General features: G+C 42.9%; 19 protein-coding genes and 1 other RNA gene. 8 read left to right on the top strand and 12 right to left on the bottom strand.

Annotated elements, in window-relative coordinates:
- Window positions 1-203 precede the first annotated feature (203 nt).
- On the top strand, window positions 204-2990 hold the full coding sequence (uvrA, locus tag CRO16_RS07930) for an excinuclease ABC subunit UvrA (protein ID WP_097055857.1): 2787 nt from the start codon (window positions 204-206) through the stop codon (window positions 2988-2990).
- Between the two features lie 294 nt (window positions 2991-3284).
- A complete protein-coding gene (locus CRO16_RS07925) occupies window positions 3285-4475 on the top strand; it encodes a hypothetical protein (protein WP_097055856.1) in 1191 nt (396 codons plus the stop codon).
- A 69-nt stretch (window positions 4476-4544) separates the two neighbouring features.
- Here the strand turns inward: CRO16_RS07925 and CRO16_RS07920 are convergent, their stop codons facing one another.
- Genes CRO16_RS07920 through CRO16_RS07905 form a run of 4 tightly spaced genes read right to left on the bottom strand, consistent with a single transcriptional unit; the run spans window position 4545 to window position 10027 of the window.
- Window positions 4545-6002, bottom strand: a complete 1458-nt coding sequence (locus CRO16_RS07920; RefSeq protein WP_097055855.1) for a lipopolysaccharide biosynthesis protein — start codon at window positions 6000-6002, stop codon at window positions 4545-4547.
- Window positions 6002-7285, bottom strand: coding sequence for a glycosyltransferase (locus CRO16_RS07915; protein ID WP_097055854.1), 1284 nt, complete (start codon window positions 7283-7285; stop codon window positions 6002-6004). The genes CRO16_RS07920 and CRO16_RS07915 overlap by 1 nt, the downstream gene beginning before the upstream one ends.
- A gap of 21 nt (window positions 7286-7306) precedes the next feature.
- On the bottom strand, window positions 7307-9724 hold the full coding sequence (locus CRO16_RS07910; RefSeq protein ID WP_097055853.1) for a YfhO family protein: 2418 nt from the start codon (window positions 9722-9724) through the stop codon (window positions 7307-7309).
- Window positions 9725-9748: 24 nt separating this feature from the next.
- Window positions 9749-10027, bottom strand: a complete 279-nt coding sequence (locus CRO16_RS07905; protein WP_097056429.1) for a DUF4834 family protein — start codon at window positions 10025-10027, stop codon at window positions 9749-9751.
- A gap of 105 nt (window positions 10028-10132) precedes the next feature.
- Between CRO16_RS07905 and CRO16_RS07900 the strand changes: the two genes are divergently transcribed.
- Genes CRO16_RS07900 through pncA form a run of 3 tightly spaced genes read left to right on the top strand, consistent with a single transcriptional unit; the run spans window position 10133 to window position 13067 of the window.
- Window positions 10133-11029, top strand: a complete 897-nt coding sequence (locus tag CRO16_RS07900; protein WP_097055852.1) for a transporter — start codon at window positions 10133-10135, stop codon at window positions 11027-11029.
- Window positions 11030-11052: 23 nt separating this feature from the next.
- The gene (locus tag CRO16_RS07895; RefSeq protein ID WP_097055851.1) at window positions 11053-12465 is read left to right on the top strand and encodes a nicotinate phosphoribosyltransferase; all 1413 of its coding nucleotides are present in this window, start codon (window positions 11053-11055) and stop codon (window positions 12463-12465) included.
- On the top strand, window positions 12462-13067 hold the full coding sequence (pncA, locus tag CRO16_RS07890; protein WP_097055850.1) for a bifunctional nicotinamidase/pyrazinamidase: 606 nt from the start codon (window positions 12462-12464) through the stop codon (window positions 13065-13067). The genes CRO16_RS07895 and pncA overlap by 4 nt, the downstream gene beginning before the upstream one ends.
- A gap of 78 nt (window positions 13068-13145) precedes the next feature.
- Here the strand turns inward: pncA and CRO16_RS07885 are convergent, their stop codons facing one another.
- From CRO16_RS07885 to CRO16_RS07865, 5 genes are all read right to left on the bottom strand, one after another.
- Window positions 13146-13577 (bottom strand): hypothetical protein, encoded by a 432-nt coding sequence (locus CRO16_RS07885; protein WP_097055849.1) that lies wholly within the window; start codon window positions 13575-13577, stop codon window positions 13146-13148.
- Between the two features lie 119 nt (window positions 13578-13696).
- Window positions 13697-15268, bottom strand: coding sequence for a ribonuclease Y (rny, locus tag CRO16_RS07880; protein ID WP_097055848.1), 1572 nt, complete (start codon window positions 15266-15268; stop codon window positions 13697-13699).
- Window positions 15269-15318: 50 nt separating this feature from the next.
- Window positions 15319-15425, bottom strand: a non-coding RNA gene (gene ssrS, locus CRO16_RS07875) — 6S RNA.
- 56 nt (window positions 15426-15481) lie between these two features.
- Window positions 15482-15772 (bottom strand): cell division protein ZapA, encoded by a 291-nt coding sequence (locus tag CRO16_RS07870; protein ID WP_097055847.1) that lies wholly within the window; start codon window positions 15770-15772, stop codon window positions 15482-15484.
- A gap of 9 nt (window positions 15773-15781) precedes the next feature.
- Window positions 15782-16072, bottom strand: a complete 291-nt coding sequence (locus CRO16_RS07865) for a hypothetical protein (protein ID WP_097055846.1) — start codon at window positions 16070-16072, stop codon at window positions 15782-15784.
- A gap of 182 nt (window positions 16073-16254) precedes the next feature.
- Here CRO16_RS07865 and CRO16_RS07860 point away from each other — a divergent pair, with 182 nt between their 5' ends.
- Together CRO16_RS07860 and CRO16_RS07855 are read left to right on the top strand one after the other, a co-directional pair.
- Window positions 16255-17946 (top strand): M23 family metallopeptidase, encoded by a 1692-nt coding sequence (locus tag CRO16_RS07860; RefSeq protein ID WP_097055845.1) that lies wholly within the window; start codon window positions 16255-16257, stop codon window positions 17944-17946.
- 8 nt (window positions 17947-17954) lie between these two features.
- The gene (locus CRO16_RS07855) at window positions 17955-20414 is read left to right on the top strand and encodes a TonB-dependent receptor (RefSeq protein WP_179670511.1); all 2460 of its coding nucleotides are present in this window, start codon (window positions 17955-17957) and stop codon (window positions 20412-20414) included.
- Between the two features lie 119 nt (window positions 20415-20533).
- Here CRO16_RS07855 and CRO16_RS07850 read toward each other — a convergent pair whose 3' ends face one another.
- Complete coding sequence (locus CRO16_RS07850) at window positions 20534-21682, bottom strand: cysteine desulfurase family protein (RefSeq protein ID WP_097055844.1); 1149 nt, start codon at window positions 21680-21682, stop codon at window positions 20534-20536.
- Window positions 21683-21769: 87 nt separating this feature from the next.
- Between CRO16_RS07850 and CRO16_RS07845 the strand changes: the two genes are divergently transcribed.
- Window positions 21770-22723 carry a hypothetical protein gene (locus CRO16_RS07845; protein WP_097055843.1) on the top strand — a complete coding sequence of 318 codons (954 nt, stop codon included), beginning with the start codon at window positions 21770-21772 and terminating at the stop codon, window positions 22721-22723.
- Window positions 22724-22843: 120 nt separating this feature from the next.
- On the opposite strand, the gene CRO16_RS07840 is transcribed toward CRO16_RS07845, so the two are convergent.
- A complete protein-coding gene (locus CRO16_RS07840) occupies window positions 22844-23392 on the bottom strand; it encodes a Smr/MutS family protein (protein ID WP_097055842.1) in 549 nt (182 codons plus the stop codon).
- Window positions 23385-23618, bottom strand: a complete 234-nt coding sequence (locus CRO16_RS07835) for a hypothetical protein (protein ID WP_097055841.1) — start codon at window positions 23616-23618, stop codon at window positions 23385-23387. The genes CRO16_RS07840 and CRO16_RS07835 overlap by 8 nt, the downstream gene beginning before the upstream one ends.
- Window positions 23619-23677: the final 59 nt, after the last annotated feature.

Genomic DNA, 23677 nt, shown 5'->3' with positions numbered 1-23677 from the left:
TTTTCAAGTTCAAAGTAACTTTATGCTATAGGCAAAATTTTTGGTGGTTCAGTAATAGCAAATATAACAGGAAAATTTTCACAAATCCAAACAAAAGGTTAATGTTTTTAAAGAAGTAGTTTTCAGTTACTTATATAAAGCACCGGGAGCACCTAAAAAATTTGAAGTTTGAGTACCTTTGCTGTTTTGATATAAAATTGACTATGCAGGTAGATATATCTCAGGTAGATCCTAAGGAAAACATCATCATAAAAGGAGCCCGGCTTCACAACTTAAAGAACATCAATGTAATTATTCCGCGGAATAAACTGGTAGTGCTTACCGGCCTCTCGGGATCGGGAAAATCATCCCTGGCTTTTGACACTTTATATGCCGAAGGACAGCGCCGCTACGTGGAAAGTTTGTCTTCGTATGCGCGCCAGTTCCTCGGAAGGCTTAATAAACCCCAGGTGGATTCCATTAAAGGGATTGCACCGGCCATAGCGATAGAGCAAAAGGTAAATTCTACCAATCCCCGCTCTACCGTGGGAACCTCTACTGAAATTTACGATTACCTGAAGCTGCTCTTTGCCCGTATTGGAAAGACCTACTCTCCTGTTTCGGGAAATGAGGTCAAAAAGGACACAGTAAGCGACGTTGTTGCTTACGTCAAGTCTTTTGCTGAAGGCTCAAAAATGCTGCTTTTGGCACCTGTTCATGTCGAGAAAAGCCGAACTCCTGAAGAAAAATTAAAAGTCCTCCTGCAGCAGGGCTACAGCCGGATAAAATTTGGCGGTGAAGTTTTGAGAATAGACGAAACCGACCTTTCCAAAATAACAGAAAAAGACCTCTTCCTGGTGGTAGACAGGATCATCACCAAGGACGAGGAAGATTTTTACAATCGCCTGGCAGATGCCATACAAACTGCCTTTTTTGAAGGGAAAGGAGAACTGTTCATTGAGGATCTCAAGGAAAAGAAGGTACGGCAGTTCAGCAACAAGTTTGAACTCGACGGGATGGTTTTTCTGGAACCCAATGTGCACCTGTTCAGTTTTAATAACCCATATGGTGCCTGTCCAAAATGCGAAGGCTATGGAGATGTAATTGGCATAGACGAAGATTTGGTGATCCCTAATACCGGACTATCTGTTTATGAAAATGCTATTTTTCCCTGGCGTGGGGAAAGCATGAGCTGGTACCGGGATCAATTGGTGAACAACAGCCATAAATTTAATTTTCCTATTCATAAACCATATTTTGAATTAACTCAGGAACAAAAGGACCTGGTTTGGAACGGGAATAAATATTTCGAAGGATTAAACCAGTTTTTCGCATTTTTGGAATCCAAGGCTTATAAGATACAGAATCGGGTAATGCTCTCCCGCTACCGCGGAAAAACACGATGTTCTGTCTGTAAAGGAAAAAGGCTTCGCCCCGAAGCTAATTACGTAAAAGTCGGCGGCGCAACGATTACCGAACTTGTTGAATTGCCTATCAACAAAGTCTCAGCCTTTTTTGAAAAACTGGAATTGAACGAATCTGATGCTGCTATAGCCAAAAGGTTGCTGACAGAGATAAGAAACCGACTGAGCTTCCTGTCAAAAGTGGGATTAAATTACCTTACTCTCAATAGAAAATCCAACACACTCTCGGGAGGAGAATCTCAAAGGATCAACCTGGCAACTTCATTAGGAAGCAGTTTGGTAGGATCCATGTATATTCTCGATGAACCTTCCATCGGACTTCATCCGCGGGATACCTTAAAGTTAATTGAAGTACTAAAATCTCTTCGCGACCTTGGAAATACAGTGATCGTAGTCGAGCATGATGAAGATATCATGAAGGCAGCAGATGAGATCATCGATATAGGTCCCGAGGCCGGAACGCACGGAGGGGAGGTCGTCGCCACCGGCACCTTTGAAGACATATTGGTTTCAGATTCCCTTACAGGAAAATATCTCAGCAATACTCTGGAGATCAAAGTTCCTGAAAATAGACGCATTTCAAAATATTATGTAGATGTAATTGGTGCCCGTGAAAATAACCTGAAAAATATTGACGTACGGTTTCCTTTAGGAGTATTTACTGCAGTTACCGGAGTTTCAGGAAGCGGAAAAAGCACCCTGATAAAACGGATCCTTTATCCGGCAATGTGCAAGGAAATCGGCGGATATGGAGAAAAAGCAGGACAATTCACAAAGATCGAAGGGAAATTCAGCAATGTAGGTTCCGTAGAATTCGTGGATCAGAATCCAATAGGACGATCTTCCCGTTCCAATCCTGTAACTTATATTAAAGCCTATGATGATATCAGGAATTTGTTTTCCAATCAGAAATTAAGCGACATCCGCGGGTATAAACCAAAACACTTTTCTTTCAATGTGGAAGGCGGGCGTTGCGAAACCTGTAAGGGAGAGGGCGAGGTTACTATTGAAATGCAATTCATGGCAGATGTACACCTGGTGTGCGAGACCTGCAACGGGAAACGCTTCAAAAAAGAGATCCTGGAGGTGAATTTTGCCGGGAAAAATATTGACGAAATCCTCAATCTGACTATAGATGACGCCGTGGCTTTCTTTGCTGAAAATGGAGAAGACAAGATCACTTCCAAACTAAAACCTTTACAGGATGTTGGGTTGGGTTATGTGCAACTCGGCCAAAGCTCCTCTACCCTTTCGGGTGGGGAGGCTCAAAGGATCAAGTTAGCCTCCTTCCTGGTAAAAGGAAACACCAAGGAAAAGGCTCTATTTATTTTTGATGAACCTACTACAGGATTGCATTTTCATGATATTCAGAAATTGCTGAAATCTTTTAATGCTTTGATCGCGAAAGGACATTCAGTTATTGTTATCGAACACAATATGGACCTGGTAAAATGTGCTGACTATGTCATTGACCTGGGACTTGAAGGTGGAGAAACCGGAGGAAGATTGATTGCTACGGGAACTCCCGAGGAAGTGGCAGGGAACCCGGAGTCTTATACAGCTCCTTTTTTGAAGGAGAAATTATAATTTTGATTAAGCCTTTGTGGGATTGAAACCCTGAAAGGGTTCAGAAACCTGCACCAAATAACTTTAACAACTTCAGGATTAAAAATATCAAATTTGGCATGAGGTTTGAATTAAATCTAACGATTGCAAGATTAAATTTGACATAATTTGTAATTAATAATTTTTGGTTGGTTAGTTTGAAAACCCCGCTGCGCTCTTTGCCGGCGGGGTTTTTTAATTTGTGGCACGCGGTTTGATTTTAAATTAATGTACTTCCTTTGAAGCACTTTTAAAATCAATTTAATCCTCCATCTTATGAAAAAGTTTTATCTCATATTTGCTTTTCTCACCCTGGGGCTTACTGCTACTGCAGCAACTCCTTCTTTTGGAAGCCCTTACCGTGGAGAGGCATTTATTTTTGTAGAAAGAGGGGTTGAATTTGCCGTTTTTCCTGATGGGCAGTTTGATTTCTTCTTTAATCCGCGGGGAAATTTCAACAGAATCCCCTCTCATATTAACTATAGTTTTAACTCAGGTTACAATTACGGACCCTTCATTCAATACGATGATTATGGTGCAGTGATCCAGATCGAAAATGTTCCGGTTTATTACGACCATTACGGAAGATTGATCCAGGCCGGACGTGTTAGGATTGGGTATAACCATTTTGGAATGGTGGACAGAATAGGAAATATGTTCCTTCACTATAACTTCTATAATCAGCTCACCCATACATCGGGCTTTATAAACAGCCGTAATGCTTCTTATGTTTACAGGCCATGGCACGATCATTATGTAAGGCCTTACACCTACAGTGTAGTGTATCACCAGCCTTACCGTTTATATTATACTCCTAACAGGATGAAGTATTCTTATTACAGGAATTATTATGAAACACATTACTACAATAATAATTTCCATCAAAGGTACTATTTGCCAGGAGATCCGGTGACTTCTTACCATAGAGGAAGAAGAGTGGATTCGCCGAGAAAAATTGAATCTCAGCTTCCTACAAGGATCACTGCGACACCGGACAGAAACGAACGGATCATTCGGACTCAAACCGATGACCGGAAATTTGAAAACACAAGAGCTGTTGAAAGGACCCGTACATCAAGAGTTGAAACTCCGAACGTACAAAGAAGGACAGCAGTTGAAAGTCGCAGTTCAAGAGTTGAAGCTCCGGTGAGGACCAATAGTGTCCAAACCCAGAGAAGGACTACAACAGTAGAAACTCCGGCGGTGCAGAGAAATGTGGAAAGTCGCACCCGTAGCACAAGGATGGAAACTCCTGCGGTGCAGAGAAATGTGGAAAGGCACACCCGTAGTGCCCGTGTTGAGACTCCTGCAGTTCAAAGAAGCGTACCACAAAACAATTCTCCCGAAAGGGAAGTACAGGCAGCAACACGCCGTACCGAGGCTTCTCCGGCTGCAAATGCTGTGCCTTCAGAAAGAACACCAGAACCAGTTCCTACCCGCGGAACAAGAAGTTCAAGAGGACAATAAATGTTAGTTAGTTAATTTTGGTTAGTTAGTTGGTTGATCCCCGGTTGCGAAAGCATCGGGGATCATTTTTTACTTTAACTTCAGGGTTTTGCTAATGATGCCGTTGATATCAGGAGAAAGCTTCAGCAAATAAATGATCAGAACATAAAGCAACCCGATAATTCCCGACTTCAATACAATGTTAAAGACCGGGTGCCATTGAAAATCCCAGAAATAAAATCCGAAGGTAAAGACCAGGATAAGCAGCATTCCGTAGAAAGTTTCCCTGGTAAATGGATGTATTTTAAATTTTTTCTGAACGATCACCAGTTTGACCGTGTTGTAGCAGGCAAATGCAAGAAAAGTTGCTAAAGCTGCTCCCATCAGTCCAAATTCAGGGATAAGCAAAATATTCAGCACAAAGGCGAGTACAGCAAGAAAAACGCCTATTCCCAACACCAGTCTGTAATAATCAGAATTAAAAAGAATACTATTATTATTCCCCAATAGGTTATCATAAAGCTTCACACAACTGATAAGGATCACTATTGAAAAATCAATCTTATATTCTTCCGGTATCAGCTCATAAACTTCAGAAATATTAGTTATTATGAGCAAAAAAATGAGGCCGCTGATGATGAGCAAGTTCAGGGAACTTTTTTCATACAGTTCCAAAAGGCCCTTTTTGTCCCGGTTGTTTAGCAAAGTCGCCGTCATGGGATAAGTGATTTGATGCATTGCACGCGAGGGGACAGCGATCACCGAAGAAATGTAAACAGCAATTCCATAAACCGCAACCATTTCAATAGGCAGGAACCGCTCGATCATCACTTTATCAAGATCAAGAAGCACCATGGCAACAGAACCTGCAATAAGGATCAAGGCCGAATATTTTAGAATAAATGACTTGTTGTGCGGAAAATTAAAACTCAACTTCGGAAAATACAGGCGAAAGGAATAAACAGCCATTAAAATAAGGCGCAGGATAAAAACCCCTCCAATGGCATAAACAAAATTCTCAACAGAAAGATAATCAAAGTAAACCGCTACCAGCAGCAGGGAAGTACAACTGCGATGGAACACCTCTTTCATGAAATTCCCAAAAACGCTTTTGTAATTGACCTTAGCCCAGGAAAAAAATATTTCAAAATAGGAAGTTGCCAAAGCAATGACAAAAATGAGCCAGATGTAGGGTATAACGATGCCATTTCCATCCGAAAAATAATCGAGCAACAGGTCATAAAAAATTACCCCAATAATTCCCAGCAGGAGGGAAATGGTAAGGGGCAGCCATAAAATGACGCTAAGAAGCTTATCGCGATCTTCTTTAGATTCATAGGAAGTGTAGAACTTTACCAGCGTGTTATGCACCCCGAATGCCATGAGCGGCCAGATCAAATTTGCCGCCGAAAGCAGAAATCCTACCAATCCGTAGTATTCCGGCGTTAGGAAATTCGTGTATAGGAACAGCGTATTTATGGCTCCGATCCCAAATCCCAGGTAGGTGGTAAAAAGATTTTTTGCTGACTGGCTTACAACTACTCCCATTAGAAATTCCTGATTTGTTGCGCCAGTTTTCCCGTGAGTGCTTTGCGACTGTATTGCTGAAGACCGATTGGAAAGCTTTTCAATTCTCCCTTTTGAAACAGCTCATATTTCTCCAGAAGAAAGGCCTTAATTTCCTTTTTTTGGGAGTACAAATGAAAAGAACCTGTGTTTGTTTCCCTAATGATCTTTTCCATATCGGCACCTTGTGGTCCAATAGCAAGAATTGGACGGTCGCTCACTATGTATTCAAATAGTTTCCCCGGAATAATGCCTTTGGTCTCCTCACTGTCAATTTCGATCAAGAGCAGCAATTGCGAACTTCTTTGCAATTGTAAGGCTTCGGAATGCGAGACATAATCTTTTAAAGCAAGATGCTCCTCTATACCTGCTTTTTGTATGCTCTCCAATACCGGCTCTCCCACTGCTCCAATCAGTTTCAGCTGAAAATCCTTTGCAAAATTCTCATTTTCTGAAATCAATTCTGAAATAGCCCTCCAAAGATTTTCGGGATTTCTTCCGGAAAGCAAGGACCCGATATGGGAAAGACTGAATTTCTCATCCATTGGCAGCCTTTTCACCTGCTCCACATCATAGCCGTTGGTAATCACTTCCACCGGAGTTGCTGTCTTCTTCCGGAACTCCTTTTGTGTGGTGAAACTGGTGGTAATAATGGTGTCCGCTTTTTGAAGCACCTCTTTTTCCAGCTGTTCATGCTTCTTTTGTGAGCTCTCTGTCAATTTCAGTTTATCATGATAACCAATCTGTGTCCAGGGATCCCGAAAGTCGGCAATCCAGTTCACCGCCAGCTTTTCCTTGAGCCGAAGCCCTATAAGATGCATGCTGTGCGGCGGACCGGTGGTAATGATGGTGTCAATTTGATTCTCTTGTAGGTAAGCCGATAAATATTTTACTGAAGGTTTGATCCAGAATTTTCGGGCATCGGGAATAAAGAAATTTCCGCGAATGTACAGCATCAGCTTTTGTATAAATCCCTGTTTCTGCTCCTTCGGAATTATTCCGGAGCTGATGCTTTGCGTGTCCTTTTTCGAAAAGAATTCAGCAAAAGCATAGGGTTCAAAAATGTCTTTTTTAAGCACCTTTATTCCTGAAGGAATTTCAGCTAATAAGGTTTCATCCCGTAGAGGGTAATGCGGATTCCCGGGCACATAGATCACGGGATCAATTCCGTAGCCGGGCAAATACTTTGCAAATTTAAGCCACCGCTGCACGCCCGGGCCACCGGCCGGGGGCCAGTAATAAGTAACTATAAGTACTTTTTTCATAGCCCTGCTTAAAAAGCAATTTTATCTTCTCTTTATTCCGTAGAAAATCCCGCCGATCAATAGTAAGCCCAGGAGGACCGAACTGGCTAAAGCAATAGAACTTCCGGTTTTTACAACCTGTGGCTCAAATTTAAAAGTGATCTCATGCTCCCCTGCCGGTACCATCATCGCCCTCAACACATAATTTGCCCTAAAGTGTGGCACTTCTTCCCCATCTATATACGCCTGCCAGCCGTTGGGATAATAAATTTCAGAAAAGACAGCCATGCTCTCATTTTGAGCTGTAGTGCGATATTTCAGTTCATTCGGCTGATAAGAGATGAGTTCTATTGTAGCAGATGAATCAACAGTGAAGTTTTGTTGTGGTAAATATTCAGCAAAATCGTTGTCAACTACAGCTACCTTCCCTGTATTTATACCGTCCAGCCCGAGGATCTCTTCATTTGCATTCTCAACCACCTTTACCTCCCGTACAAACCAGGCATTGCCATTGGTTTCGGGATTTTGTTGTGCCACTACACCTTCTTTCGTAGGAATAATAAAATATTTGGTATTCAGCATATTGAGCACCTGCAGATTGTTCTGCGAAATATAGAAGTCATACAACTCCTGCATTCTCCCGGGTTTGGCGGCGTGATAACCTCCAATCGAATTGTGGAAAAAAGAGGTGCGGGCGGTGTTGAATGAGCTGCCGCTAAGATCCAAGACGCGATAGTGACCGTCATCCTTCATGATCTCACGATCTGCTTCATTGGCCTGGAAAGGACGATTGACCACACTGGATTTTACAAAATCATCGCTGTCTACATATCTCCTATCCACTGCCACAAGATCAAACAGGATCAATGCTCCCAAAGCAAGGATCGCAATGTTCCTTTTATATTTCTCCTGAAGGAACAGCCACAATACAGCCGCGGTTAATATCACAAGCACCAGCGAACGAATGGCATCAGCAGTAAAAACTGCTCTACGATCCTCCTTTAGCGCCCTTACGAATTCCGGACCCAGTTGCTGGATCAATACCCCATCACTTGCACCCGTAAAACTAAAAAACATTCCTTTGAACAACAGGAAGATCAATGCAATTCCCCCTGTAATAATAGTGGCCCATTTAAGAGCATATTGTTTTCTTTCAGGAGTTTCATCTCTAAAGAAGAACCTGCACAAGCCAACAATTGCCAGCACCGGAATGCAGAGTTCCAGGAGCACCTGGATAGAAGAAACCGCTCTGAATTTATTATAAAGGGGAACGTAATTGATAAAGAAGTCGGTAAGGAGCCCGAAGTTTTTTCCCCAGGAAAGCAGTAATGCGAGCAAAGTACCTCCCACGATCCACCATTTTAGCCTGCCGCGAACCAGGAACAAGGCGAATACGAACAGGAAAAGCACGGTAGCACCAACATATGCCGGCGCCCCCACGAACGGCTGATCTCCCCAGTAAGTAGGAGCCGATTCTGCGAATTGTGCTGCCTGGATAGGATTGGCACCAAGCTGCAATAGCTGCGTGTAAATCGCCGAGTCTGTCCCGACATTTTCGGCACTCGAGCCCCCCATGAATCGGGGAATAAAAAGGTTAAAACTTTCCAGAATTCCGTAGCTGTATTCTGTAATGTAGGTATAATCGAGTCCATCGGACTTGTCCGGTGTACCTTCAGGAGTTATCGTAAGTCCTGTGTCTCCCCGGGTACTAAAATCTGCATACTCCTGCGTGGCCAATAGATTTGTTGCGTTTGCACCCACAGCCAGGATCACCGCTATTACCATTACGCCGATAGCTTTAAAGAAATGCGGCAGCTCTTTTTTTCGGAAAGCATCTATGAGATAGATCAACCCAAGCACCAACACCAGTAGCAACAGGTAAAAGGTCATCTGGAAATGGTTGGCACTTATCTCTAAAGCCATTCCGAAGGCAAGGAGCAGGAATCCGGTAATATACTTCCGCCGGAAACAGAGCAGGATTCCGCCGAGCACCCAGGGCATATAGGCGATCGCATGAGCCTTGGCATTGTGACCCACGCCTAAAATTATTATAAGATATGTGGAAAATCCAAAAGCCAGGGCACCCAAAAAGGCCAATCTGTAATCGACTTTTAGTACAAGAAACAAAATATAGATACCTATGAAATACAGGAAAAGATAATCGGCAGGGCGCGGTAAAAAGCGTAGCAAACTGTCGATCTTCTTTACGTAATTATGCGGGTAATTTGCTCCTAATTGATAAGTGGGCATACCTCCAAAGGCAGCATCGGTCCAGTACGGTTCCTCCCCTGTCTCGGCCCGGAATTCATTTTGCTGACGTGCCATCCCGATATATTGAGCTATATCACTTTGAAAAATTTCCTTTCCCTGCAGTACAGGATAAAAATAAGCGAGAGAAAGTACGATGAACCCCAGAAAAACAAAAATGTGAGGCAGTACTTTCTTAAAGGAAAAATTCATAGGAGGAGGATTTTGATGCGGAAATTAGTCAATTTCTTCATAATCGATATACTCTCCCACGTCATTCTTTGATTTCCGCTTGTTATTAGGTTTTTTATCAATGGTGACTTCACCCTGTTTTTGCTGTTGCCCTGCTGTTGGATCGAACTGGCTGAATTTCTGTTCGAATTTCTTCCCCACCTTCTTCAGGAAGTACCTGAGAATAATAGGTCCAAACCAGCGGATGATAAGTTTGAATCCAAAGTAGATAAGGAGCACGATGAGCAACACCCTTAGCACTTCAGATAATGAAGCTTCCTGCATTCTAAAAGTTTTGGTAAAATTACTACTCTCCTCAAAGAAAACCATCACAGCGTCCGAAAAAAATGATAAAATCTCTATATTTGGTTTCAACCAATCAGCCCAAAAATGAGGATCTGCGCCACTTTAATTACCCTTTTCTTCTGCGGAAGTTTTCTTGCCACCGCTCAATATACCGAAACCATAAATTCCAATCGCCCGGGACATTCCCAGGGTGCATTTGCAGTTGGGCCGATGGTGCTCCAATTTGAAGCCGGAGGTAAATTTGGTGCAGATGAGCATGAACTGCTGCAAACCGAGACCGATCTTTGGGGAGTAGACTATGCCGTTAGATTTGGATTCTTATTTGAAGAACTGGAGATCAACCTCATGGGTTCTTTTCTGGACCAAACCACCAACTACCTGGTAGGTTCCTCCAATCAATCCTACAACATCCGGAACTTTGATTCCAACACTTTGGGAGTGAAGTATCTGGTTTACGATCCTTATAAAAATGCCGGAGAAAAGAAACCGAACCTCTATAGCTGGAAGGCTAACCAAAGGTTTGACTGGAACGTTCTAATTCCTGCAGTTTCTCTCTATGCTGGTGCGAATTTTTCCTTTGGAGATAATCCATATCAATATGAAGGAGAGGGAAATTTCTCTCCCCGGTTTGCCGTAATTTCTCAAAACAACTGGGGACCCTGGGTTTTTGTGATCAATATAATTGCCGATGAAATAGGTCAGGATTACCCTACCTATTCGGGAATTGTGACCCTCACCCACTCCTTTTCTCCAAGGTTTGCAATGTTTGGAGAATTTCAAACCCTAATCAGCGATATCTACAGCGATGAAATAGCTCGTGGCGGCTTTGCCTATTTATTTCACAAGAACTTCCAGGCAGACATTTCGGGCCTTATCAATTTTAAAGATACCCCATCAAAATGGCAGGTGGCCGGCGGAATCTCCTATAGGTTTGACTGGCATAAACAGGACCAGTACCTGGATGCCCAGGAAGAGCTGTAGTTCCTTAAACAGAAACAACTTTAATGATAGATTTCAGCGGCACATATACAGATCAATACCAGCTCACCATGGGGCAGGTATATTTTAAAAAAGGCGAGGCTGAGGAAGCCGCTGTGTTTGATTATTTCTTCAGAAAACTTCCTTTCAAGGGAGGATTTGCAGTATTCGCCGGACTTGAAACTTTACTTGATGTACTGGAGGATTTCCGCTTTTCTGAAGAAGATCTCAATTTTCTAAAAACCCAGAATTTTGATGCTGAATATCTCCAATACCTGAAGGAATTTCGCTTCCGCGGAAAGATCTACAGCGTTAAAGAAGGAGATCTGGTATTCCCGGGGGCTCCGGTGGTAAGGGTGGAGGCCAACATCATTGAGGCGCAGATCGTGGAAACCATCCTTCTGAATCTTCTGAATTTTCAAACCCTTATAGCCACAAAGGCAACCCGGATGTACATCCAGGCAAAAGGAAGAAAACTGATCGATTTCGGCTTACGTCGTGCGCAGGGGTTGGGCGGCTATCATGCCAGCCGTGCAGCTATGATTGGGGGTTTTGAAGGCACCAGCAATACCAGGGCGGGCAGGGATTTTGGATTCCAGGTCTCTGGTACCATGGCACATTCCTTTATCCAGAGCTATGAAGATGAATTGCAGGCGTTCAGGGACTTTGCCGAATCCCATCCAAAAAATACTATTTTACTTGTCGATACCTATAATACTCTAAAAAGTGGTATTCCTAATGCGATAACAGTCGGAAAAGAGATGGAAAGCAGGGGGCAAAAGCTTAAGGGAATTCGCCTTGACAGCGGAGACCTTGCCTATTTGGCCAGACGATCCCGCAAGATGCTTGATGATGCAGGTTTGGATTATGTGAAGATCTCTGCCTCCAATCAGCTGGACGAGCATTTGATCAAGAGTTTGCTTGATCAGGAGGCGCCAATAGATATTTTTGGAATTGGGACAAGCCTGGTCACCGGAAAACCTGATGCCGCCCTGGATGGGGTCTATAAATTATCCTTTTTCCGGGATAAGCCACGGATAAAGCTTTCTGAAACCATTGCAAAAGTGACTTTACCTCACAAGAAGCAAGTCTACCGACTCCTCGACCATGAGGGCAATTTTCTGGGCGCCGATGTTGTTTGCCTGCACGGGGAAGAGAATCCGGAGATGATGTTTCATCCTTACGATCCTCTAAAGTTCAGAAAGGTTGCCGATGTTCCTAAGGAACAACTGCTTCAGCCTGTGCTGGAGAACGGAAAAAGGATAAATGAAAAACGGTCAATCCAGGAAATTTCAGCATTCAGCAAAGAAAGACTGGCTAAACTTCCTACAGAATTCAAGCGGTTCTTCAATCCGCATCTTTACAAGGTTGGAATAAGCCGTGACCTGAGAGATGAAAGAGACCGGTTAATTGATGAACACAAAAAAGAATATCTATGAAAACCCTGATCATCGTTGATGTTCAAATTGATTTTATGCCGGGTGGGGCTCTTGAAGTAATAGGGGGCGACAGGATCATTCCGGTGATCAATAAGATTCTGCCTCAATTCGATCTTGTAGTGGCTACTCAGGACTGGCATCCCGGAAATCATAAAAGTTTTGCAGTCAATCACTCCGGAAAAAAGGAATTTGAGATCATAGAACTTAACGGCCTGGAACAGAAACTGTGGCCGCCGCATTGTGTGCAGGAAACCAAAGGAGCAGATTTTCATCCCGATCTGAAAACCGGGCGCATTGAAGCCATTTTTCGAAAGGGAATGGATCCTGAAATTGACAGCTATAGCGGGTTCTACGACAACGGCCACAAAAAAAGCACCGGACTAAGCGGGTATCTCCGGGAAAAAGGCGCCACCGAATTATACTTTTGCGGCCTGGCGGCAGATATCTGCGTCTACTTCAGCTTACTGGATGCTCTAAAAGAAGGTTTTTCAGCCACTTTAATTGAAGATGCTGCTGTGCCCTTAATTCCGGAGGAATTTGGCAGGATCAAAGATGATATTCAGCAAAAAGGCGGAAAAATCATTTTTTCAGAAGAGCTTTAAAAGAGTCAGGAACTAAGTGGTTTCCGAAAGTACCTTGAACCATTTTAAAACTCATAACTCACAACTCACAACTCACAACTATCTCCTATGCCACCTCCTGGTAAACCACCACACTGCTGCCTGCAGAAAACCCGTTAGGATCCCGGACATCAGGATGTTTTGTAAAGCCGAAAATACTCCGAGGGTATAGGAATCTTCAAAACTTGAGGGAATATCATATGCAGTTACCAGCCTTTGAACATAAATTCCATACACTGAGAAAGCAACAAAGAGAAAAGCATAGGTAAAGTAGAAAATGAAATTTCTCTTTTTGACCCATTTATAATAAACGGCCATTGATACAAGAAGGATCCAGGTGATCCAGATACTCCTCTGGAAAGCAACTAATGCGGATTCGGCCTCTCTAATACTGCTTCCTGAGCTGATCACCTCTTCCAGCACAAAAACTGAATAGAGAGAATAGAACAGCAGCAAGACAAAGATAATGACCAGGACAGTTTTCCTCTTCATACACTACAAGTTAAAAAACATGTACCACAATCCTTGGTTTTTAGAACTTTAAAACCACGTAAAAAACAAAACCCGCTTCATTGCTGAAGCGGGTTTCAAATATTTATTTATTTCGAACTCTATTTTGCAATATTCACTGCCCTGGTCTCACGAATCACCGTCACTTTCACCTGCCCCGGATAGGTCATATCTGTCTGGATCTTTTGGGAAATTTCAAAAGACAAATTTGCTGCCTTATCATCACTAACTTTTTCACTTTCCACGATCACCCGTAGCTCTCTACCTGCCTGGATAGCGTAGGCCTTCTTCACACCTCCAAAACCAAAAGCTATATCTTCAAGGTCCTTTAATCTCTGAATATAGGAATCCAGCACCTGCCTTCTCGCTCCCGGTCTTGCTCCGCTAATCGCATCACACACCTGCACTATAGGAGACAGTAAGGAATTCATCTCGATCTCGTCATGGTGAGCTCCAATCGCGTTGCAAACATCAGGTTTTTCACCGTATTTCTCTGCCCACTGCATCCCAAGGATCGCATGAGGAACTTCAGTTTCAGCATCCGGCACTTTTCCGATGTCATGTAAGAGTCCGGCGCGTTTTGCAAGTTTTGGATTTAACCCTAATTCCGCAGCCATTACGCCACATAATTTAGCCACCTCCCTTGAGTGTTGTAACAGGTTTTGACCGTAAGAGGACCGATATTTCATTCGACCTACAATTCGGATCAGTTCAGGATGTAATCCATGTATTCCAAGGTCGATCACTGTTCTCTTTCCTACTTCAATAATTTCTTCCTCGATTTGTTTGGTGGTCTTCTTCACCACCTCTTCAATTCTTGCAGGGTGAATTCTTCCGTCGGTTACCAGCTTATGTAGCGACAAACGGGCAACTTCTCTTCTTACAGAATCAAAACAGGAAAGTATAATAGCTTCAGGTGTGTCATCGACGATGATTTCTACTCCCGTAGCTGCCTCAATAGCGCGGATATTCCTTCCTTCTCTACCGATGATACGACCTTTTACATCGTCACTTTCCAGGTTAAAGACCGAAACGCAATTGTCTATAGCTTCTTCGGTACCTATTCGCTGAATGGTGTTTATAATGATCTTTTTGGCTTCCTGTTGTGCGGTAAGTTTTGCTTCTTCAATAGTATCCTGCACCATGGCCATAGCATCGGCCTTTGCAGTATCTTTCAATGATTCTATGAGTTGTGCTTTGGCATCTTCGGCAGAAAGACCCGAGATCACTTCCAGTTGCTGAACTTTACTATTGTGGAGTTTATCAACTTCTTCCTGTTTTCTTTCCAGGATCTCATTGCGGTGGTCGTAATCTGCAATCTTTTCTTCCAGCTCTTTGTTAAGATTTTTGCTCTTGGAGAGTTCACTTGAAACCTGGGATTCTTTATCTCTTACTCTTTTTTCGGCATCTGCGATCTTTTTATCCCGGGAAAGGATGACCTTTTCATGTTCCGACTTTAATTCAATGAATTTCTCCTTTGCCTGCAGGATCTTATCCTTCTTTATTCCTTCGGCTTCCTGTTTAGCCTCTTTAAGTATCCCTGCAGCCGATTTCTTAGCTCTTTGAATAATTTTGGAGGCATTCTTCCTCTCCAGGTATTTGGCGATTCCAAAGCCAATTGCCAGGCCCAGGACCAATGAAATAATAATAATCGCTATAGTTAGTGTATCCATTAGTTAGTTTTTATATAAAAAAAAAGCCTGTATTAGTTGTGGATTTGTATAAACTCTTTAAATCAAGTTTAGGGCTAACAAGCTGATCAAGGATCCGCTCAAAGGCGGCTTGCTCTTACAACTTAAACTCACCCTTTTTAAAGAATTGGTGTTGAGTTTATCAAAATAAATTAACTAATACAGGCAGTAACCTTTATTTAAATCAAAGAACAGTTAAACCAGATGTTTCTCCAGCAATTCGTTCAGTGCCTTCAGCTTTTCTTCAGCTAAAACCACTTCGCTGCTGTTTTCAATTGCTTTCTGCTCGGTTTGGGCAGCAAATTGCAAGGCGCACATAGCCAAAACATCCTGCTTATCCCTAACGGCATAATTCTGTTCAAATTGCTTGATCATGAACTCAATCTTTTTTGCCGCCCGGCGAAGCCCTTCTTCCTGCTCCGGCAGGATGGTCATGGGATAAACCCGGTCTGCAATCGAGATCTTAATTTTAAGCTGATTTGACATCTTTTTCTTCTATTCAGAAAGATGAACAATACATTGATCTATCTCTCTTATCAAGCCGTTTATTTTCAGCTTGGTTTCTTTTTTGTATTCATTACTGCCAAGCAGCGCATTTGCGGCTTTAAGAGTTTGAACCCGATTTTCAGAAGCTTCAAGGCCATTTTGCAATTCCTGCTTTTCTGCCCTTAAAAGCATCAATTCTTCCTGAAGATTATGTTGTTTTTGCTCCAGCACATTGTGCTTCTGCAGCAACTCCTTTATCCTACCTTCTAGAATATCAACTATTTCTGTTAAATCGCTCATTAAAGCTAAACCTGCTGCTTACTCTCACAAAGTTAACATACCTGTGGAAATATCCAATATTTTAAAAACCTATTTTGTGAGTTAATTTTAAAATAATTTTAACCTCCTCAAAAATAAGGGTTTAATTTTTGACGTTCGTTTGGTATCTTTAACCCGCTATTAAAAAGTAAAATTTTACCTACATGAAAAGGACTTTTGCCCTCCTACTTTGTCTTTCTACATTCTTTGCTTCGGCGCAAGCCCCCAAACTTCCGACAGATTACTTTGATGACCCTCTTCAGGTGGACCTGGCTCTTGCCGGAACTTTCGGAGAACTGCGCTCCAACCACTTTCACAGCGGTTTGGACATCAAGACACAACAGCGGGAAGGACTTCCTGTATTTGCTTCTGCGGAAGGTTATGTGAGCCGCATCAACGTTGCTCACTTTGGCTACGGAAAGGCACTCTACATACAGCATCCCAACGGATATACCACAGTTTACGCCCATCTTAAGAATTTTTCTCCCAGGATTGAAGCTTATATTAAAAAGCTTCAGTACCAGAAGGAAAGTTATGAAGTGGAAGTTTATCCTACAGCTTCAGAACTACCAATAGAGCGTGGCGAAATGGTCGCCAATAGCGGAAATACAGGGGGTAGCGGCGGACCTCACCTGCATTTTGAAATAAGAGATGGCAACCAGCACCCCATGAATCCCCTAATGTTCGGCATTGATATAGCCGATAACCGGCCGCCCCTGGTTTCAGGCGTATATGCTTATCCTCTTGCTGAAGATGCTCATATAAATGGTTCTGCCGAACGTCAAAAACTGCGCCTCATCCCGCAACAGGACGGTTCTTTTCAGGCAGAGAAGATAGAGGCTTGCGGAGATATCGGCTTCGGTATCAATACAGTGGATCAACTTGATGCTGCTCCCAACCAAAATGGAGTATTCAAAATAGAAACTTCAGCAAACGGAGAAAACATGCTTCAGCTCAATTTTGAGAAATTCTCTTTTGACGAAACCCGTCACCTTAACCAGTTAATCGACTACGGCTATTATTCACAAAATAACCGTCGCATTCAAAAACTTTTTGTGGAACCATCGAACCCTTTAAGCATCTACAGCGACAGCTTTAATAAAGGGGTCCTTAATGTACAGGACAGCCTTTCCTATAACTATGTGATCAAAGTTTCAGATTTCGCGGGAAATGAGCGCATTGTACGCATCCCTATTGAAGGCAGACAGCGAACTGACATCAAACCAAAGGCAGACAACACCACCGAATATTTTGTGGAAGCCGGTAAAGGTGCTCAATTTGAGGAGAAGGGAATCGATGTTTACATACCAAAAAACAGTCTCTACCAGGATGTTTTTCTTGACGTGGCCTTTGAAGACGAGAAAATAAGCCTTCATGAAGATATAGTACCCATTCACAGCAATATTTCCATAGGCTTTGATGTAAGCAAATATGAGCCGCAGGACAGGGAGCAAATGTTCATTGCCCGTCTTAATAAATGGGGAAGGCCTAATTACTCCACCACAACAAAAGAAGGTGATAGATTTACTACTAAGACCCGCTCTTTTGGCACCTATACCCTGGCCAGGGATACCAAAGCCCCGGCTGTAATTCCCGTCAATTTCAAAAACGGTCAGTGGATCTCAGGTAATAAGGACCTTAAAGTTAAAATTTCTGATGACCTTTCGGGGATCAATAGCTTCAGGGCAACTGTCAACGGAAAGTTCATTCTTATGGAATATGAATACAAGCAAAACCTGCTCACACATGATTTTGAGGACGGAGTGGTCACCGAGACGGAAAATCAGCTGAAAATTGAAGTAACCGATAATGTAGGAAATACCACTATATTTGAAAGTACCTTTTTCAGAAAATAAACTTCAGGTTGAGAACATCCTCAATTTTAATCCTTTGCTGCCTGCTTTCCTGGAACCACCTATTTTCCCAGACGGCAGTTCTAAAAGGAGTAATCCTGGATGAAAACAACCAACCTGTTGTCAACGCAAACATTTCAGCCTTAGATACCGGCACCCAGAGTGATTCCTCCGGCTTTTATTTATTAGAGCTTCCCGCCGGTATCGGGATCGAGGTAACGGTTTCGCATATTGGCTTCAAAAATGTTATTTTTAAGACCTTCTTAAAACCGGGAGAAACTCTGGAATTCCATCCGGTTTTAAAAGCTCAAATGGAACAGATCGGCCAGGTCACCATCCGTTCCCGGACAGACCTTTCTTTAACCGGAATAGTAAATATTGATCCTGAAACCGTCAGAACCCTCCCCGGTGCCAATGCCGGAGTGGAGAATCTTTTAAAGACCCTGCCGGGGGTAAGTTCCAATAATGAATTAAGCACTCAATACAACGTTAGGGGAGGTAATTACGACGAGAACCTCGTGTACGTGAACGGCATTGAAGTCTACCGCCCCTTCCTCGTTCGCTCGGGACAACAGGAAGGGCTAAGCTTTGTGAATCCGGATCTTGTGCGGAATCTGCATTTTTCGGCAGGCGGGTTTCAGGCGAAGTACGGGGATAAATTATCATCTGTACTGGATATTGAATACCGGCGGCCGACTGATTTTCGCGCCTCCCTGGACGCCGGATTGCTGGGGGTGAATGCCGCTGCCGAAGGGGTGTCAAAAAGTGGAAAATTAAGTGCCCTTGGCGGAATAAGGTATCGCAATCACAGCCTGCTGGTACAGGCACGGGAGACCGAAACCAACTTTGAACCTCTTTTTGCCGATGCCCAGCTCAATCTCATTTATTCCTTCTCCAGGAAATTGGAGCTAAGCTTTCTGGGAAATGCTGCTATCAATGATTACAGGTACCAACCTCTCACCCGGCAAACTAATTTCGGAACACTTGATGAGCCTTTAGCTCTGCTGGTTCACTATAACGGTAGGGAAAAAGATCTCTACCAAACCCATTTTGGGGCAGTGAAAGCTTCCTATCTGGCTTCAGAAAATTATACTGCACATTTTACAGCCTCTGCATATAACTCCCGGGAGCAGGAATATTATGATATAGTTGCCCAGTACCGGCTGGGTAAAGTAAATATGGAAATTGGCGGAAGGGACTTTGGAAAAGTGGAATTTGCTGAAGGTGTTGGCGCCCAACTTACTCACGCCCGAAATAAGTTAAATGCATTATTTATCAATATAGAACACACTGGGGAACTGAAAGTTAACGCAGATCACTTCAATTATGGAATCAAGTACTCTCATGAGGATATTCGTGACAGGATCCGGGAGTATGAGATCGTAGATTCCGCGGGATTCTCTGTGCGTCCACCCCTCCCCGATTTCAGAAATCATCAGCCTTACGAACCTTATGATGCACCTTTAGTGCCCTTCACCTCCATTCGTGCGTTTAACGAAACAGGTATTGATAGATTGCAGGCCTTTGCACAATGGAGCCGCCGCACTACCTGGAATGATCATGAAATATTCTTTAATGCCGGGATTAGAAGCCATAGCTGGAGCATTGCTTCTGAAGAAGAACACTCCAAAACCCAAACTGTGTGGAGCCCGCGGGGACAATTTGCCATTAAGCCCCTGTGGAAAACCGATATGGTTTTCCGTATTTCCGGGGGAATTTACCAGCAGCCGCCGTTTTACCGGGAGCTTCGGAATTTTTCCGGAGCACTAAATCCTGAAGTTGAGGCGCAACGAGCTCTACACCTCGTTGCGGGCCATGAATATAGCTTCAATATGTTCCAAAGGCCTTTTAAGCTGACTTCAGAGGTCTATTATAAAGACCTGTACAATGTCAATCCATACACTTTGGAAAACGTGCGGATACGGTATGCTGCAAATAATAATGCTGAAGCCTATGCTTACGGCATGGACCTGAGACTTAACGGAGAATTTGTTCCCGGAACTCAAAGCTGGTTCAGCTTTGGGTATTTAAAAACCGAAGAGAACATAGAAGATAGAGGCTTTATCGCCCGCCCTACTGACCAAAGGCTGAAGTTTGGGTTACTGTTTCAGGATTATGTTCCCAGCATCCCAGATATGAGAATGTATCTCAACCTGGTCTATAACACAGGTCTTCCCGGAGGCTCCCCTTCTTATGCCGATCCTTACCTGTACCAATCCCGCCTCCCGGATTACAAACGGGCAGACCTTGGCCTTGCCTACCTGCTAAAAAATGAGAATTCAGAAAAGACCTTTTTCAAGGACAGTTTTTTTAGGGAAATTTCGGTGGGACTGGAGATCTTCAACATCTTCGACAATCAAAATTCCATCACCAACACCTTTGTCCGGGATGTATATTCGAAGACATTGTATTCCGTTCCTAACTATCTGACCCCTCGGGTATTTAACGTGAAAATCGGAGTAAAACTTTAAGCTTAGTACGCAGTTAAGAGTCTGCAGTTGGCAATCAGTCTAACTTTAGAAATAGTTGCTATCTAAATCTTAGTAGCCAAGTGAAAAACAACTGAATACTGAGCACCGAACACTGAACACTACTTTTCCATAAATTCCTTCAAAACCTCCACGACATACTCCACCTCTTCTTTGGTGTTATAATGGGAAAAGGAAAACCGTAAAGATGGTTTTTTAAGGTCTTCTTCAGATAGAAAAGCGTTGAGGACATGAGAACCCTGATCACTTCCACTTTGGCAGGCGCTACCTTTTGAACAGGCGATGCCGTGCAGGTCCAGCTGGAACAACAGCATTAAAGCCTTCTCCTGGCTCATGGGCAGGCATACATTCAGCAAAGTATAGGTACTGTTCTCAAAATCATCGCAATCTCCATTGAATTTTACTTCAGGAATTTCTTTTGAAAGAAGGTCTTTAAAATGCCTTTTTAAAGAGGTAATATACTCCCGTTCTTCGTCCAGATGCAGGTATGCGAGCTTTAAAGCTTCCTCAAGACCTACAATGTTATGAACAGATTCAGTTCCGGCTCTAAACCCTCGTTCCTGTTCCCCTCCAAAAATGAGTGGCTGCAGTCCGCTGTTTTTTCTGATGTAAGCAAAACCAACCCCTTTAGGTCCATGGAATTTATGGGCGCTAACCGCTGTAAAATCTACCTTGATCTGGGAAAGGTCAAGTTCATAATGACCAATTGACTGCACAGTATCTGAATGAAATAAAGCGTCATGAGCTTTACAGATCTCTCCGGTTTTTTTGATATCCAGTAAATTTCCAACTTCATTGTTAACATGCATGAGGCTCACCAGGGTCTTCTGGTCGCTTTGCTTCAGTAGCTCCTGCAGGTGCTCCAGGTCCACTTTTCCGCAGTCATCGAGATTCACGTAAAGAAGCTCCACGCCAAATACTTCGTGCAGCTTATTCAACGTGTAAAGCACCGCGTGATGCTCAATTTTTGATGTGATGATGCGCTTAACCCCAAGATCCCGCACGGCTGAATTTAATATAAGGTTATCGGCTTCAGTCCCACCCGAAGTAAAGATGATCTCAGAAGCAGCAACATTAAGAATTTTTGCGACAGATTTTCTTGCCTGCTCAATCAGAGTTTTTGCACTGCGGCCAAAGGCATGAGTTGAAGAAGGATTCCCGTAGACCTCCTTCATTACAACTGCCATTTTATCCACCACTTCCTCACGAATCTGAGTGGTTGCGGCGTTATCAAAGTAGACTTTTTTCATGGTGTACAAAAATAGGAGATTTAAAATAATTTAATGAAGTCTCTCTTAAATTATATATTACTTTTAATTTTGCTGAAAACCCTCCTTATGAGAAAAGTCCTGAGCCTTATATTTGCTGCCTCCATTTTATTTTCGTGTGATGACGGGGAGATCATTGTTACCGATTTTAATTTTGAGAATCCGCAGCTACAGCGATGTGGAGATGACGAGGCTCACGTGTTGTTCAAGATCAACAACACCGGCGTGAATGAAGCAATTGCTTTTAGGTTCAATTATAATACGCCAGAAACCGGATTTTTCGCTACTGAAGAAGAAGAGATCATCATTCCCATCAATGAAACAAACCAGCTTATTTACCGCGTTTTTGACGGAGAAGTGAGCAATTCCTACTTCTGTAATGAAATCCCCCCTGTATCACCCCGGGTGACCGAAGAATATCGCAGTACTACCGGCGGGGAAGTGGTGATCACTTCCACCCTGACCACCGCGACAGATCATGATGGTGACGGAGTTCTTTCTGCAGATGAAGGCATGAACCAGGAGAGAGACACCGACAACGATGGAATTCCCGATTATCTGGACATTGATGATGACGGTGATAATATCCTTACCCGTGTAGAGATAAAAGTTGAAGCAGAAAATTCAGCAAATGGTTACCCGGATTCAGACGGAGATAACACACCTGATTATCTTGATGCCGATGATGATAATGACGGAGTTCCTACAAGAAATGAGGACTGGGATGGGAATCTTAATCCTGAAGATAACCGGAACGACGATGGTCTACCTCATTATTTAAACCCCGAGATCACTGACTCATTTGAAGTTACCGGCTCGCGTGAAAATGCTATTTCCCGGTCCTTTAGATATTTGGTTACTGCAAGAAACCTTACCCTGGTGAACCAGGGAGGAGATGGAGAACAAATAAGGCTTCAGGATTATGAACTGGGTTTTCTAAACTCTCCCTCTCAAAGTGTCATCATTGATCCTTCGGGTGGCGATGAGGATGAAGAAAACGAAGAGGAAACCGGAGGTAATTAAGATTAGTGATCAGTGGTCAGTGGTCAGTGATCAGTGATTAGTTTATTTTTACTCTCAATATTCTATTCTATACTCAAAAAAATTCGTGTATTCGTGGCTGAAGAAAGCTAATAATACCTTTTAATAGTTCTGAAAAATATATACTTCAGTAGCTCCTAAGCCGTATTTCTGGTAATCTGCGTCGTAAAATTTGACATTATCGTACCGGTTGAACAGGGTTTCAAGCTCTGCTTTAAGGACTCCTTCCCCGACACCATGGATAAAAACCACCTTTTGGATCCTCTTGCTCATAGCGAATTCCAGCTGCCGTTTTGCTGTATCCATTTGAATGGTTAAGATGTCATAGTTTGATAATCCGCCACTTCTTGGTACCAGTTTTCCAATATGCAGATCTACTTCCATAGGAGGCAGGTTGCGCTCTTTTGGTTTGATACGTACTGATTTTCGCTTTTTTGAGGCCTCTTTTTGTTTGATCACTTCATTTAGATCACTTACATCATCGGGCAGAATATTTGGTAAAGAGGAACCTATTTTCACAAGGTCTCCTGCCGGAAAACTGAGCACAAAGCCCTCTGTAGTTTCTATTTCTACTTCAGAATGATTTACCTGAAGCACTTTCCCTTCCAGGTCTTCATCAAGGACTGCAACTTTATCTCCGGGTTTAAACATCTTTCTTATTGTTATTGTTGATCTCCTCTTCCTCCTGGTCTTTCTTATGATCATCTTTTGTTTCTACCCAAAAATTTGTTGCCCGGTACAGCCCAAACATAAGGAGGACCAGCCCCAGGATCATTGCATAAACATTCCTCTCTTCTCCCGAGATTTCAAAAAGCAGGATCGCACCACCCACTACTATGAACAAAGAATTCCAGAATTGCGAAGATGGTTTTTTCATAATTATTTGTTTACCAATGAATTAAAACTAAAAAAGAATAGTAACTTGATGTAATCAAC

Source organism: Salinimicrobium sediminis (assembly GCF_900215295.1).
In the GTDB taxonomy this organism is placed as follows: domain Bacteria; phylum Bacteroidota; class Bacteroidia; order Flavobacteriales; family Flavobacteriaceae; genus Salinimicrobium; species Salinimicrobium sediminis.
Note: the sequence above shows the minus strand (reverse complement) of the source record. Positions and strands in the feature narration are given on the sequence as shown.